Genomic DNA, 15,181 nt, shown 5'->3' on the forward strand with positions numbered 1-15,181 from the left:
TCAATGCACATCCTTTCTTTTTTTGGCCCATTCCATCAGCAGCAGGAGACCAACGGAGAAGGCTGCCAGCACCAATGCGACACCATTGGCAGCAGCCACATTAAAATTCTCTACATCCTGATACACAAGCGTCGTTGCTGTCTGCGTCTTGTTCATGATGTTACCGGACACCACCAGTACGGCGCCGAATTCCCCCAGCGAGCGGGCGACAGTTAGCACCAGACCGTACACCACAGCCCACCGAATGGAGGGCCATGTTACTTTTCGGAACGTTGTCCAGCCATAAGCTCCCAGCGTTGCTGCCGCTTGCTCCTGATCATTCCCGATCTCCTGCAGGACGGGCATGACCTCACGGACCATCAGCGGAAACGTGACGAAGAGCGTAGCAATCACCATGCCTGGAAACGCATATACGACCTTAAACCCGATCCCTTCAAAAAAACCGCCAATGATGCTGTCCGGTCCAAGCAGCAGTACAATCATCAGGCCGCCAATGACCGGCGAAACCGCGTACGGCAAATCGACAATGCTGTTCAGAATGCCTTTGATCTTCCGGCTAAGCCAATTCGCCCGAACCAGATACAACGCCATCATGATGCCAAACAGCGCATTTAACACCGTAACGAATACAACGATAAGACCCGTCATCATAAGAGCATGCAGGGCTTCAGGTCTGAGCAGGCCCTCCGCAAACCCATCCAGCCCTTTATCAAACGCTCCGATTGCAATCCGGGATAAGGGGATGATTAGCAGAATGATAAATACGGCATACGTTAGTCCGATCCACAATCGTCTCAAGCTCGTCTCCCCCTCTGCTGTACGGCATTAATCACCCAGAGGATGAGGAAGGAGAGGGTAAGGAGCAGAACGGATACCGCCGCTGCACCAGCCGGGTTGTCGCTCTCAACCTCGCCAAAAATAAAGACCGAAGCAATCAGCGTCCTTCCGGGAATATTGCCCGCAACCAGCACAACGGCACCAAATTCAGCCAGCGCTCTTGAGAAAGCGAGCATTCCCCCGCTGATGATACCCGGCAGCATCGAGGGAAGAATGACCTTGAAGAAAGCTCTCGTCCTCGAAGCGCCCATCGTATAAGCCGCCTCTTCCTCCAGCGGATCCAGCTCTTCCAGCAGCGGCTGTACCGCCCGGACCACGAACGGAAACGTGACAAACAGCATGGCTATAACGATAGCAGGCTGGTGAAACACGATTTCGAAACCAAACTTCTCCGCCAGGCCGCCAAGTAAACTCCCCGGTCCCAGCAGCAGCAATATCATCAGTCCCCCTACCGCCGTCGGCAGCGCAAAGGGCAGATCCACCAAACTGTTCAGCAGCGTCCTTCCCGGAAAACGATACCTGACGAGCACCCAAGCAATCATCGTTCCGACAAGCACGTTGATGAACGTAGAGATTATGCCCAGTTTGATTGTAAGCAGCACGGCCTTCCAGGCAATCGGATCCAATATGCTCTCTGTAAAATGGCTCCATCCTGCAGAGAATGACTGCACGTACACCCCAAAGATCGGCAGCACGATCAAGGCAAGAAAATAAAGCAGCACGGTACTTCGAAATCCCCAAGTCCAACCTTTATGACGAATCCATGTGGTCATATCGTATCCCTCCTGCCTCCGGATGGTATTCCGGTCGACTTCTCCACAAACCATCTTTATATTTCCTATTTGTATACTTGGTTTTACTTTACACATACTTTACCAAATGCTGAATCCGATCGTCAATCCATCTTTTGCACTTTATCGGGTAAAATAATAGAAATGGAAAAAATAGAGGAGGTTATTTGCATGCTGTATACCGGTGAACTAAACACGCAAGGGCGTGACGAGATGAGGGATATCACGAGGGAGATCGCTGCTCACGTGAAGCAAAGCGGGGTTCAGCAAGGCACCGTGCTGATCTATTGTCCGCATACCACCGCCGGAATTGCCATTAATGAGAACGCGGACCCCGATGTGAAACGGGACGTGCTGATGTCTTTGGATGAAGTATTTCCATGGAATCATCCCAAATATCGTCATGCGGAGGGAAATACCGCTTCCCACCTTAAATCGATCACCTGCGGTCCTTCGCAGACCGTCATTATTCAGAACGGTCATCTGCTTCTTGGAAGGTGGCAGGGCATTTATTTTTGCGAATTCGATGGACCGAGGCAGCGTCAGTATCACGTGAAAATCATGGAGGGCTGATGCCAAAAAGGGATACAGGCACGGGAAAGACAGTTAAAAAGCACAAAAAGCAGACAGGCACATGCTAGGGGGCGTGGACCTGTCTGTTTTATTTCATTAGATGATTGACGTTTCAACGCTAGGTCGTTGTAATGGGTTGAAGTATCAAGTCACACGTCGTGGCAATAATCAGAAGTTAGACCCTGCTATACAAACTCCGGCATAACACTTTGACATGGGTAAGAGCGGCTGGTTTGATCTCATCAAAGCCAATTCGGTCCTGAATATAATAGGATATAAATCCATGCAGCGACAAAAACAAGGTCAGCGGAACGGTTCGCCGCTCTTCCTCACTGTAATTCTCATCAAGCAAATACTGACGGACAAGCATAGCAAACATTTCAAAACAGCGTCCCTGCTCAGAGCGACAGTAGGACAGCAGCTCTTCGTCCCGAATCATGAACATGATCTCGTACTGGTAAGGATTATCCAGTCCGAAACGAACAAATTCCAGCATCAGCTGCTCCAGCTTCGATACCCCGTCACAGGGAGGCTTTCCCGATACTTCCAACAGCAAATCATTTAGATCATTAAAGTCCTTCATGACAATGGCGTAGAAAAGCTCCGCCTTTTCCTTAAAATGATAATACAAGGAGCCGTGGCTATAACCCAAATGCTGCCCGATGCTTCGCATCGAAATGGCTCGATATCCTTTGGTTATAAACAAATGCCTCGCTGCTTCCAGTATCCGCTCTCTCGACAACTCGCGTTCTACTGCTCTTCTTGCCATATTATTTTATTCCCCTTCAATAAAATAAAGCCGCTCTCCCTCCGTGATCAAAGACTGCCCCTGTGTCAAATCTACCATCCAAGTCATAAAGCTCTCCGCATCACCATCGAGCGGCAAGCAGGTCAAGGTCACCGTGTCGGCAAAGTTGGTCTCTCCCATACGTACGCCCCGATTTCGAAGCTCGTTCTCCACCTTACCCAGCCAGGTATAATCCAGCTCCACTAAAATCTCCCGGTGAAGAACCCTTGTAATCGGTTCGCCTGATTCTATAGCAGCCACGGCTCCGTCTGTGTAAGCCCGGATCAGTCCACCTGCGCCAAGCATGATACCGCCAAAATAACGTGTGACAACAATGGCTACATTCTTCCGCCCCTGATTTCGGATCACTTCGAGAATCGGCTTGCCGGCCGTTCCGCTCGGTTCCCCATCATCCGATTGCTTCTGAATCTCATCCCGCTCGCCAATCATATAAGCGGAACAATTGTGTGTAGCATTCCAATGCTTCTTCTTGATTTCTTCAATAAAAGCGAAGGCTTCCTCTTCGGATTCGACCGGCATCACATGGCCGATGAATCGCGATTTCTTAATGACAATCTCCTTGGAGCCCGCCTGACGTACCGTTTTGTAACGATCCAGCATGAAACAACAACCACCCCTATATTGCCAAGAAAGCAGTCCACGGCAATAATCTGCCAGCGGACTGCTTCCTTCAGCGTCTTACGTCTAATCCAATGAAAGTGTCAGGTTTATTCGGAAAGTCTAGCTTCCAGTTCGGCCTTCTCTTTCTCATACCCTGGTTTGCCGAGCAGCGCGAACATATTTTTCTTGTACGCCTCTACGCCCGGTTGGTCAAACGGGTTGACACCCAACAGATAGCCGCTGATACCGCAGGCCTTTTCGAAAAAGTATACCAGATATCCGAACGAATAGGGAGTGAAATCTGGAATTGTCACAATCAAATTCGGAACTTGTCCGTCGGTATGGGCCAGCATCGTGCCTTGGAAGGCCTTTTTGTTGACAAAATCCAATGTTTTCCCGGTCAGGAAGTTCAATCCGTCCAGATCGTCCGGATCCGATTCAATCGTAATATGCTCGGATACATTCTCAACCTGAATGACCGTTTCGAAGATGTTGCGGCTGCCTTCCTGGATAAATTGACCCATGGAGTGCAGATCAGTAGAGAAGTCTACGGAAGCAGGATAGATGCCTTTGTAATCCTTGCCTTCGCTCTCGCCGTACAGCTGCTTCCACCATTCCGATACAAAATGCAGAGAAGGCTCGTAGTTTACAAGGATCTCAATGCCCTTGCCTTTACGGTAAAGAGCGTTGCGAACCGCCGCGTATTGGTATGCTTCGTTCTCGGCTACGTTCGGGCTGCTGTATTCCTTGGATGCGTCAGCGGCGCCTTGCATCATCTCTTCAATGTTGATTCCAGCCGTTGCAATCGGAAGAAGACCGACTGCCGTCAGCACGGAATAACGTCCGCCGACATCGTCAGGAATGATAAAGGACTCGTAGCCTTCTTCGGTTGCCAGCTTCTTGAGTGCGCCCTTCTCCTGATCGGTCGTAGCGTAAATGCGTTTGCGAGCTTCTTCCTTGCCGTATTTCTTCTCCAGCTCCGCACGGAAAATACGGAATGCGATAGCCGGCTCCGTGGTTGTACCGGATTTGGAAATGACATTCACCGAGAAGTCCTTGCCTTCTATCAGTTGAAGCAGATGCGTTACATAGGTGGAGCTGATGTTGTTTCCTGCAAAATAAATTTCCGGCGTCTTGCGCTGGTCCTTCGACAGCTCATTATAGAACGAATGCGACAGCATTTCGATCGCGGCACGCGCTCCCAGGTAGGAACCTCCGATACCGATAACAATCAGAACGTCAGAGTCACTCTGAATTTTGGCAGCCGCTTTCTGGATGCGTGAGAATTCTTCTTTATCGTACTGCGTTGGCAGGTCGATCCAGCCCAGATAATCAGAACCGGCACCTGTACCGTTATGTAGCTGTTCATGGGCTGTACGGATCGGCTCTGCAAAATAGTCAACTTCGTGCTGATTGACAAAAGTCAGTGCTTTACTGTAATCAAACTTGATTTTTTTAGACATGCCTTAAACCTCCTGTGAATTTAGAAATAGGATACTTTAATTTAATAAAGACCGCAAGTTGCACGGGCTAACCGTCATGTATTCTTCATGCTGGACACCCTTCAACCTCCAATCCCCCACAAACGCTGGCTTCGTTTCCAGAACCCATGCTAAGATAGAGTGGATCAGGAATCCATAATCGAAGGTGATATAGCTATGAAAAAAATCGGATTTATCGGACTGGGCACCATGGGCGCTCCTATGGCCTCCAATCTGCTTAAGCAGGATTACGACGTGACCGTGTATAACCGCACCCATGAAAAATGCCGTCCGCTGGCCGAACAGGGAGCTTCCATCGCGGACACGCCTCGCGAGGCTGCCGAAGGACAGGATCTTGTCATTACGATGGTGAGCAACGACCATTCCATCCGGGAAGTGTTCTATGGAGAGAACGGTCTGCTCGGCTCCCTGACCGGCGGGATGACCGTCATCGACTGCAGCACGATCTCCGAGAGCCTTGTCAAGGAAATCGCATCTGCCGTAACTGGGCTTGGCGCATCCTTCCTGGATGCCCCGGTAACCGGCAGCAAGCCTGCGGCCATTGATGGAACCCTGGTCTTCATGGTCGGCGGCGAAGCAGCTGTGATCGAGGCCCATGCCGACGTGTTTGACACCCTGGGCAAAAAGGTCATTCACATGGGACCAAACGGAAGCGGTGCCGTCGCCAAGCTTGCGCACAATACCATTGTGGGCATTAACAACCTGGCGCTGGCCGAAGGTTTTGCCATCGCTGCAAAATCAGGCATTCCCGCCGACAACTTTCTGGAACTCGTACAGCTCGGATCTGCTGGCAGCAAAGCGGCCGAGCTGAAGGGACGCAAAATTATCGACGGCGATTTCAGCAACCAGTTCTCGCTTGCACTCATGCTCAAAGACCTGAAGCTGGCCTCCTCACTAACCGATGGCATCGGCATGCCTTCCCCTATGCTGAATCTGGCCAAGAGCCTGTTTCAAGCCGGTGCCAGCGAAGGCTATGGCGAAGAGGATCTATCCGCTGTCGTGAAATGCTATGAAGCCTGGATCGGCCAAAAAATCGGCGAACAGCCGCAATAACCAGACAGATTATGCCTTGTCATTACTGGCCCCTTCATGCTGGTTCCGGGTCATCCGGACCAGGAGGAAGGGGCCTTTTTTGAGCTTTTCCACCATTTCCCTCTCCGAAAGAAACTTTTCTGTTATTTCCTCCGTTTACAATGCAAAGGGAGGAATTGCAACATGAAATGGACCATAACATTAAAAGCGATGACAGCCGCTGCCATACTAACCACTGTTCTGTCTCCTGCATTAGCCAGTTCACCAGCTTCTGCAGCAGCCAAACCGGCCGCTGCCATCAACAACGTAACCGCCAGCGGTGAAGTGCTGATCAGGCAGGGCTCCACCTATGTTACCCTCACCGATCTCAAACCTCTGGGTAACTACATCTTGAGATACGACAACAGCAAAAAGCAGGTGACCATCCAAGGCGATAACCGAAAGGTGATCCTGACAGCAGGAAATACCAGCATGGAAGTGGATGGAGTTAAAAAGGCGCTGCCTTCAGCCCCACTGCTGCATAACGGCAAGACCATGATTCCCTTAAGGGCTGTTGCCCAAGCATTTGATGCCAACGTCTACTGGAATGACGCTTTAAAAACAGCTTATATCAATAAGGCAGATCCGGGTATCATCGCCGACTTAAAAAGCACCGATCTGGCCACCGCCCGGAATGCTGCAGCCAAGCTTCCCTATTCATCCGAACTGAAGAAGCCTGAACTGGAGATGCTCCCCGTGGAAATGCAGGGCGTGAATTATTATTTTCCTAAAGGCAAATCCAATTCATTCTTCCTGGTAGACAACGATATCGCCAGCTATTTCGATATCCATGGCGGCGTCAAATACTTAAAATGGCAAGGCAAGCTGGACTATGGCACTAAAGCATCGGCAAACCAAAACCTGTTCTTCCTGCCTGCACTGAAAGCTGAGATCGGTAATCAGCCAAACACCCAAAATTGGACGATCGCCAAATTTGTATTCCGCTACCCTTCCGGCGTTACCAGCTATCGCCTGCTGGATCGCGGCCAGGAATGGGGCGAAGGATACGTAGAGCTTGACAACCGGGCTCCCGGATATAAAGGCGAGATCGTGACAATCCCGGAGGAATAAGTCCATTATATCAACCGCCGATAAAGGCCTGCGTTGACATCCGGCATTGACAGTAAAGGCTCAGAGCCATCGGCTTGAGCCTTTTTGGCATATTCGCGAATATGAATGCTCCGTCGCCGCTTGTCCTGCTACATGGTCGGATAAGAGCAGCAATAATCGGTGACGGTGCGGATTTCCAGCTTAAAGCTTGAATTGCCCGGAACGTTAAAGGTCGCAGACCCTTGAATCTCTAACCACTCCTGCTCTCCAGGCAGCAGGACACGCAAATCGCCGGACAGGATTTCCATAATTTCAGGACCATCTGTGCCGAATTCATAGCTCCCCGGAAGCATGATCCCCAGTGTTACCTTCTCGCCATTCTCCAGCAGCACCGTACGGCTGGTTACCTTCCCCTCATAGTAAACATTGGCTGCTTTCGTGACGGTAGCATTCTTAAATTGTGACATCGACAAACTCTCCTCCTCCAAAATAGGCATGTCTTGATATATGGACGGCACCCGTATGATACGGGTGCCGGAAAATCAATATGGAGTTACATCACGGGTGTTTTGGATGTTTTACAGCAAAGCTTTTACGCGGCTGACTACGTTCTCAACGGTAAAGCCGTATTCGGCAATGACGCGGTCGCCAGGAGCGGAAGCGCCAAACGTGTTGATGCCGAGAATATCGCCTTTATCGCCAACATAACGCTCCCAGCCGAACGGATGAGCCATTTCAATGGCAAGACGGGCTTTTACGTCAGGAAGCAGCACGGAATCTTTGTATGCTTGATCCTGGCTGTCGAACAGATCCCAGCTTGGCATGCTGATGACACGAACGGCGATGCCTTCTTCAGCCAATGCCGCTTGCGCTTTAACAGCAAGCTGAACCTCGGAACCCGTTGCAATGATTTGAGCCTGTACGTTGCCATCTTTCGCGTCAGCAACAACATAAGCCCCGCGTTTGATGCCTTCACGTGCATTGTCTACTGCGCCTGCAAGGATCGGCAGGTTCTGACGAGTCAGCACCAGCGCTACCGGACGGTCTGTGTTCTCAACCGCATAAGCCCATGCCGCGGAAGTTTCATTGGCATCCGCAGGACGTATCACGGTCAGACCCGGGATAATACGCAGGGAAGCCAATTGTTCGATCGGTTCATGCGTAGGACCGTCTTCACCAACAGCGATACTGTCATGAGTCAGTACATACGTAACCGGCAGTTTCATAATTGCAGCCAGACGAACAGCCGGACGCAGGTAATCGGTAAATACGAAGAACGTACCTCCGAAAATTTTCAGTCCGCCATGAAGCGCAATCCCGTTCATAGCGCCAGCCATTGCAAATTCACGAACGCCATAGTATACATTACGGCCTTCATAGCTGTTTGCTGTGAAAGATGCCAGATCATTCAGGTGAGTCATGGTGGAGCTTTCCAGGTCAGCCGATCCGCCAAGCAGCTGCGGTACGCCTGCCGTCAAACCGTTCAGCGCTTTACCGGAAGCTACACGTGTGGAAACCGCTTTGTCGTCTGCGCTGTATTTCGGAAGGTTTTTGTCCCATCCTGAAGCCAGTTCACCGGATTCACCGCGCTCGAATTGCGCTGCCAGTTCCGGGTAAGCCTCTTTGTATTTCGCGAATTGATCAACCCAAGCTTGATATGCAGCAATGCCGCGTTCTTTCACTTTGCCAAAGTGCTCGCGCACTTCATCAGGTACGTAGAAATCCTCTTCATAAACCCATTCATAAAATTCCTTGGTCAGCTTCGCCTCATCTGCTCCAAGCGGGGAACCGTGCGTACCGCCGTGACCGCCTTTGCCTTGTTTGTTCGGGCTGCCGTAACCGATCACCGTTTTCACTTCGATCAACGTTGGGCGGTTTGTATCAGCTTGTGCTTCCTCAATCGCTTTTTGGATCGCAGGGAGATCATTGCCGTCTTCAACGCGCAGTACTTGCCAGCCATAAGCATCAAAACGCTTCGCTACGTTCTCGGAGAATGCCAAGTTCAGCTCGCCATCAAGGGAGATATCGTTGGAATCGTACAGCATGATCAATTTGCCAAGCTTCAAATGACCTGCCAGAGAAGCTGCCTCGGAAGCAACGCCCTCCATCATGTCGCCGTCGCCGCAAATCGCATAGGTATAATGATCAACTACGTTGAAATCGTCTTTATTGTAAGTCGCACCCAAGTGGGCCTCAGCCATTGCCATACCTACAGCCATCGCCACGCCTTGTCCCAAAGGACCCGTCGTTGCATCGACACCGGCCGTGTGGCCAAATTCCGGATGTCCCGGAGTTTTGCTTCCCCATTGACGGAACTGCTTCAGATCTTCAATGGACAAGTCATAACCGCTCAGGTGGAGCAGACTATAGAGCAGCATGGAGCCATGGCCTGCAGACAAGACAAAACGGTCGCGGTTAATCCACGCCGGCTGGTCCGGGTTATGGTTCATCGTCTTCGCGAACAGCTGGTATCCCATAGGCGCAGAGCCCATCGGCATGCCCGGATGACCGGAATTGGCTTTCTCGATCGCGTCGATCGCCAGTGTCCGGATGGTTGCGATAGACAGGTTGTCGATCGTTTGGTTATGTTCAGTTGTCATGATTCGTCCTCCTCAAATCTTTTCCATAGTAAGCTTCAAAAATGAGGCTTCTTCCGTTCCTCCAGCCCCAATTATCAAGGAAACAGAGCAGTTAGGAATGTTGAGAATATCATTTTGACTCTTATTGTATCACCAGACGTGCTTCATTTCCATAACGTAATTGTCATTGTTGTGTAAAAGTCACCCTGTGGCAATTACATCCCCCCAGCATTATTTCCCTTAATAGTCCGGTTATAACCGAATTCAACCAATGTTAAACGAGATAAATCAAGCTGATCCCATGGAAAAAGTTACGTCATGGATATATAAAAAAGCTTCGGTCCAGCGTAATCGACATGCTGGACCGAAGCTTGGTTGTGGCGGCACTTTATCGAGTGCCGCGTTTTTTGGCTTTCAGGAGGCGATCCATAGAGGAGCCTCCTTCCGGTGCCGGCCCGGTATCCTCGGGCCGGTCTTTGCCCTCCCCCTGCGCCTTCGGCGGCGGGGGAGGCGGTGTAGGCGCGCTTCCCTTGCGCGCGCCATCGCGCGCCTCCGGCGGGGCCTTGCGGCCCCCTGCCGGAGCTGCGCCAGGTGCCGGGGCAGGGCTCCCGCCCCGGGCACTGCTGCCCGCGCCGCTGCGCTCGCGCGCGGGCGGGGCCTGCGGCGGCTCAGCGGAGCTGCCGCCGTAGAAGCTGGCGGCGCGGGCTTTGCGCGCCGCCAGCCGCTCGAGGCCGGCGTCACGCGCGGCCTCGGCAGGAGCCGGCCGCCTGCGCAGCAGGGCGGCCAGCCGTGCGCCGATGGCGCCCCATGGCAGAGCCAGACGCCGCACGGCGATGTCGGCGACCCACAGCAGCAGGGCCGCCACCAGCAGCGGATAACTCCAATCATGGAGGTTCATCCGCGAGGTCGCCTGCCGGTCGAACACTTCGGCCGGATCGTCCCAGGATAACACGCGGCCGCCGGTAACCTCGGCCAGGCGCTTCATGGCTTCCTCGCCGCTGCCGGAAGACAACCGGTATTCCGGAGAATACGGCACAACAAAACCTGTGCCGGGGGCAGCCTGCAGCGCCTCTTCCCCGCTGGCATCCTCAAGGGACATGAGATACGCTCCCGGTTTGGAGACATGGACAAGTCCGGTATAACGTCCGGGCGCCTCCTGAATGAGCTCCACCGTCTGCTCATCGGCCTCGTCATCCCCAATTACCGCATTCAGCTTCTCCGGCGGGTTCTCACCCTCGGCGATCACCTGCAGCTTCACCTGGTTTCCTGCAGTCTCGGTCGTGACTTCATAAGGCGAAGACGTAAACTGCGGAAACGTCCACTTCACGATTTCGGTCAGCGTGCTGGCGAAGCCGGGCCACGATACCCACTCCTTCGACCACTTCCCGCTTAAATCACTCGTCCATGCCACCGTGCGGCCGGATCCGTACTGCCAGCGCGCCAGGATCGGGTCCGGTTCCGGACTGGACAGAACCGTCTGGGCCGAGGACTTCGGTGTTGTTGCTACATAACCATACAGTCCCGGTACGCCCTGCTGAAATAGACTTCCCCAATCGCCCGCGTTCTGAACGGCAGGAACAAAGGGTTTATCCACGATATAGGATTTGGCCAGCATCACCGCCTCCCGGCTAAATACCGCCGGAAGCGTAGTTTCATCCTCAACGAAGTAATAACGGCCTTTGGCTGCCTCCGCCAAGGATTGAAGCAGATGGGTATCGGCATCCGTACCTACCGCAACGGAGGACATCGTAATTTTGTTCTCCACCATCGTGTCAGTCAGATCCTGATAACCGGAATTCATGGCGGACTGTCCATCGGTCATCAGAATGATATGTCTGCGCTGTGATTTGATCTTCAGCATTTCTTCCAGCGCCGAGGAAACGGCCGGATAAATATTGGTCCCGCCAGCACTCGGAATCGACTGGATGCTGCTGAGCACCTCTTCCTTATTGCCCAGTTTCTGCGGCGGTACCACCCACCAAGGCTGATCGTCAAAAGCAACAACGCCGACCGTATCCTTGGATCTCAGCAATTCAACCGTACGCATGGCCGATTCTTTGGCCAATTCGATCTTGGTACCGTCCATGCTGCCCGAACGGTCAATGACAAGAATAAGGCCAAGCGAGGGAATTTCCCGTTTGCCTTCCAGCTCCATGGAGACCGGCAGCGCTTTTTCAATCGGGGTTTTAAAATATCCGCCCATCCCAAAGCTGTCCTCGCCGCCCGCCATCATGAACCCGATGCCAAAGCTCCGGACCGCCTGCTCGATCAATTCCATCTGCTTGCCGCCTACATCGCTGCCGGAGACATTATTAAAAATAATGCTGTCATACACGGCGTACTTTGCCGCTTCCAGCGGAAGCAGCTCCGGCGGAATCACTTCGGTGCCAATCATTCCCGATTCCAGTGCAGCCGTTATATTCCCTGACGTTCCCGGCGTCCCTTCAACGATCAGCACTTTCGGGGGACCTTCTACCCGGGTAAAATCGAAAGCCGCATTATTGGCGGCTGCTTCGTCTCCGTCCATGAAGATTTCAGCACGATATCGGTGCAGACCCGGGCTCTTGGCCAAACCCTTCACGGCATACCGGTTCTCACCAGGCGTTACATCCACACGCTCCCGGCCGATCTCGCGATTATCCTCATATATGCGCAGTTCGCCGGATGTCTTGAAGGTGCTGCGAATCATAACCTCCACATAGAACGACTCTGCCTGATACAGCTTATCCGGAACCTTCAGCTCCTCGACAGCCACATCCTGGATAACCTGCTTCGGGGTCGGAAGCACATCAACCGCAATTCCCCGATCTTTCAGCAGCCTGCCCGCTGCGGCCATACTGCCTACGTTCTCTTCCCCGTCCGAGATCAGCACGATTCGTGAATCGCTGCTGCCCTCGAACAGGCTCCCCGCGAGCTGAAGCCCTGACTCCAGTCCGGTAAATCGCTGCTCCAGCAGCGCATTTAAAGAGGCGCCCGCGTTATCCGCAGAGGATAATCGCCGTTCCACAGCTCCCTCAAGGCCTGTAGATACAACAGCGCTGCCATCCTTCTCTCCTTTTGCTGCAAGGGATTCGTTAATCCAGCCCGTAATCCGTGCAGAGTCCCCCATACTGTCCGAACGGTCAGCCAAATACACAACCTGTTTATCGTGCAGTACGGTAAAGCCATGAAGACCCGATATCATCAGAATTAATAATAGAATGACGCAGGTTCGAAAAAATAAGGCCAGCTTCTTGCGAAAACCACTTAGTCGAAAATCCGATTTATATGCGTAATAGAGAAACGCTCCCGCCGGAATCAGCAGCAGCAAAAACCACGGTTGGCTAAATTGAACGCCCACGCTGGTACACCCCCCATTCCGCTGCGATAACAGCCAGTGCCAAGGCCGCGAGCCATGGCATTAACGAACTGGCGCGGTTTCCCGCTCCGCTGCGCTCCGATGCCTGATCACGATCACCAGCCTTGCTCTCATCCGAAGTCGGTGCCGATTGACTCACCGTCGGCCCCTGATCGTTACTCCAATCCGCTTCGTACGGATCGGCCGTCACGGCCAGCCAAAACTTCAACTTCTCGCCCGCTTCATTCTGCTGTTCAAAAGCGTACAGACCCGGATATTCCGGCACAATCTGCACCGGGGATATCCCCTGCTCATTGCGCAGGGCATCTTCAGCAGGGAAGCTATCAGCAAGTGCGAGGCCGCTCTTGGGAATCCATGCCGCCTTTACCGTATCTGCCGCAATCGGAATATCTGCTTGCGCACCGGCCATATACCGGCCAAGACCGCTTCCCTTGCCCGAGGTCATCCACTCAAGCGCATTGCTGACCATAACCGGGAATTCCGGCGATAACGGAAGGTCGCTGTCCTGAAGCAGGAAATTAAACGACAACCGCGGTCTGCCGCTTTCGGTTCCGGCATATACAATAGGCTGATCACCCAGCTTAATTACGGGTTCGCCCCACGCAGGTGCTTGATCCACCAATGTACCGAAATAGACACCCGACAAAGTGACATAAGCGGTCACCGGATGCTTGGCAAGGACGGGGCGCCCTCCCTGACTGCCTACCTTGGTTCCTTCTCCGCCAATCGTCCACAGCGGGGTTTTGGCCGTCAGATCAGCCCATTTTCCTTGCCTGAAGCCATCCGGTATACTTCCGTCGATAACGAGCAGATCAAATTCACCCTCAGGTACGGGCGGCACATCCGAATTGACGCTATCTTTGTCTACATCCTTGTCCTTGCTCGTATTCTCATCCTTCTTGCCATCCGATCCGTCCATAGCAACCCGGGTCACTTCGGCTCCGCTCAACTGCAGCGCCTTCTCGAGGAACAGATTGCCTGAAGTCAGCAGCAGCACGCGGGAAGACCCGTGGCCCAGGCCAAAAGCAAAGGATGCATTGTCTGCCGCATATCCGTCCTCCTGGGATAACTCGAGTCGGTACACTTCCGCAAACGGCAGATTCGCAAAGGACTCCGTTAATTTCTTTCCTGGCTCCAGCTCCAGCACTTTGCTGGTCAATAACTGCTCATCCCCGTATAGGTTTACTTCAGCCGAGACAGATTTCTTGGCATTCGTGCTGATGACAGCGACCGCCGCATAGGATGAATCTGCATCACCCTTCGGTGAGATGCCGAATTGGTCAATGGATACGTTATGCGGGAGCTCCCCCTGCACCTTCTCCACCGATACCGGAACCTGAAAAGCAATGGGAGCCGTATCCGGCTTCCAGTAGCTATCCGTAAAGATAACAACCTCTGCATCCGTCTCCTCCCGTGTCAGGGCTGAAGCGAGCGACAAGGTTTCCCGATAGGCGGCCGGTCCATAATAGGTACGCAAGCCGTCAACGGCCTTGTCGATTGCAGCCCGGTCACTTTCATGGGCTGCCAGCGTCACGGGACTCGCTCCCACGGATAAAAGTGTAATCTCGCTCCGTCTCCCTTGCCCCTTCACATATTCCTTAATCCGCTCCTGCATCAATGCCAGCCTTGTTGCTTCGCCTTCAGCTGAAGAAATCTGCGCGCTCATGCTGCCCGAGGTATCGGCAACAATGACGACATGGGCGCTGCCTCCTCCGGACACCTGCATAAAGGGCTGCATCAGTGCGAAGACCATCAATGCCGCTGCAAGCAGCTGGAGCCACAGCAGGAGCCGATTTTGCAGCTTCTGCCATGGCCTGTTGGCCTCCAGGTTCCGCAGTACCCGATCCCACAGCAAGTGGCTGGGAACGGTTGTGTCTACATATTTTCGCTTGAACATATACATGAGCACGATGGCCGGCAGTGTTAAACCGAACCATAAACTCAGCCATGATTGAACCCCCAAAGTGTCCCCTCCTTACTCCCGTGGACCCTGACTTGCAACTTGCCGCTCT

At 52.9% G+C, this 15,181-nt stretch carries 12 protein-coding genes; 3 read left to right on the forward strand and 9 right to left on the reverse strand.

Annotated elements, in window-relative coordinates; translation table 11 throughout:
- Positions 1-798, reverse strand: coding sequence for a sulfate ABC transporter permease subunit (locus PVOR_RS24920; protein ID WP_006212321.1), 798 nt, complete (start codon positions 796-798; stop codon positions 1-3).
- The gene (gene cysT, locus PVOR_RS24925; RefSeq protein ID WP_006212322.1) at positions 795-1,610 is read right to left on the reverse strand and encodes a sulfate ABC transporter permease subunit CysT; all 816 of its coding nucleotides are present in this window, start codon (positions 1,608-1,610) and stop codon (positions 795-797) included. Before cysT ends, PVOR_RS24920 begins: the two co-directional genes overlap by 4 nt.
- 189 nt (positions 1,611-1,799) lie before the next feature.
- On the opposite strand from cysT, the gene PVOR_RS24930 reads away from it, so the two are divergent.
- On the forward strand, positions 1,800-2,201 hold the full coding sequence (locus PVOR_RS24930; protein WP_006212323.1) for a secondary thiamine-phosphate synthase enzyme YjbQ: 402 nt from the start codon (positions 1,800-1,802) through the stop codon (positions 2,199-2,201).
- Positions 2,202-2,376: 175 nt separating this feature from the next.
- Here the strand turns inward: PVOR_RS24930 and PVOR_RS24935 are convergent, their stop codons facing one another.
- The 3 genes from PVOR_RS24935 to PVOR_RS24945 form a co-directional block, all read right to left on the reverse strand.
- On the reverse strand, positions 2,377-2,970 hold the full coding sequence (locus PVOR_RS24935; RefSeq protein ID WP_006212324.1) for a TetR/AcrR family transcriptional regulator: 594 nt from the start codon (positions 2,968-2,970) through the stop codon (positions 2,377-2,379).
- A 6-nt stretch (positions 2,971-2,976) separates the two neighbouring features.
- On the reverse strand, positions 2,977-3,609 hold the full coding sequence (locus PVOR_RS24940; protein WP_006212325.1) for a YigZ family protein: 633 nt from the start codon (positions 3,607-3,609) through the stop codon (positions 2,977-2,979).
- Between the two features lie 107 nt (positions 3,610-3,716).
- A complete protein-coding gene (locus tag PVOR_RS24945) occupies positions 3,717-5,072 on the reverse strand; it encodes a glucose-6-phosphate isomerase (protein ID WP_006212326.1) in 1,356 nt (451 codons plus the stop codon).
- A 195-nt stretch (positions 5,073-5,267) separates the two neighbouring features.
- Here PVOR_RS24945 and PVOR_RS24950 point away from each other — a divergent pair, with 195 nt between their 5' ends.
- Both PVOR_RS24950 and PVOR_RS24955 read left to right on the forward strand, forming a co-directional pair.
- Entirely contained in the window at positions 5,268-6,164 is an 897-nt protein-coding gene (locus PVOR_RS24950; RefSeq protein WP_006212327.1) for an NAD(P)-dependent oxidoreductase, read from the forward strand.
- 162 nt (positions 6,165-6,326) lie between these two features.
- Entirely contained in the window at positions 6,327-7,253 is a 927-nt protein-coding gene (locus PVOR_RS24955) for a stalk domain-containing protein (protein ID WP_006212328.1), read from the forward strand.
- Positions 7,254-7,381: 128 nt separating this feature from the next.
- Here PVOR_RS24955 and ppnP read toward each other — a convergent pair whose 3' ends face one another.
- The 4 genes from ppnP to PVOR_RS24975 all read right to left on the reverse strand — a co-directional run bounded on the left by ppnP (position 7,382) and on the right by PVOR_RS24975 (position 15,132).
- Complete coding sequence (gene ppnP, locus PVOR_RS24960; protein ID WP_006212330.1) at positions 7,382-7,699, reverse strand: pyrimidine/purine nucleoside phosphorylase; 318 nt, start codon at positions 7,697-7,699, stop codon at positions 7,382-7,384.
- Positions 7,700-7,810: 111 nt separating this feature from the next.
- The gene (tkt, locus tag PVOR_RS24965; RefSeq protein WP_006212331.1) at positions 7,811-9,832 is read right to left on the reverse strand and encodes a transketolase; all 2,022 of its coding nucleotides are present in this window, start codon (positions 9,830-9,832) and stop codon (positions 7,811-7,813) included.
- Between the two features lie 367 nt (positions 9,833-10,199).
- Positions 10,200-13,151 carry a VWA domain-containing protein gene (locus PVOR_RS24970; RefSeq protein ID WP_006212332.1) on the reverse strand — a complete coding sequence of 984 codons (2,952 nt, stop codon included), beginning with the start codon at positions 13,149-13,151 and terminating at the stop codon, positions 10,200-10,202.
- Positions 13,135-15,132: a vWA domain-containing protein gene (locus tag PVOR_RS24975; RefSeq protein ID WP_006212333.1), complete on the reverse strand. Its 1,998-nt coding sequence runs from the start codon at positions 15,130-15,132 to the stop codon at positions 13,135-13,137. The genes PVOR_RS24970 and PVOR_RS24975 overlap by 17 nt, the downstream gene beginning before the upstream one ends.
- Between the last annotated feature and the right edge of the window lie 49 nt (positions 15,133-15,181).

Source organism: Paenibacillus vortex V453 (genome assembly GCF_000193415.1).
Classification (GTDB): Bacteria; Bacillota; Bacilli; order Paenibacillales; family Paenibacillaceae; genus Paenibacillus_AQ; species Paenibacillus_AQ glucanolyticus.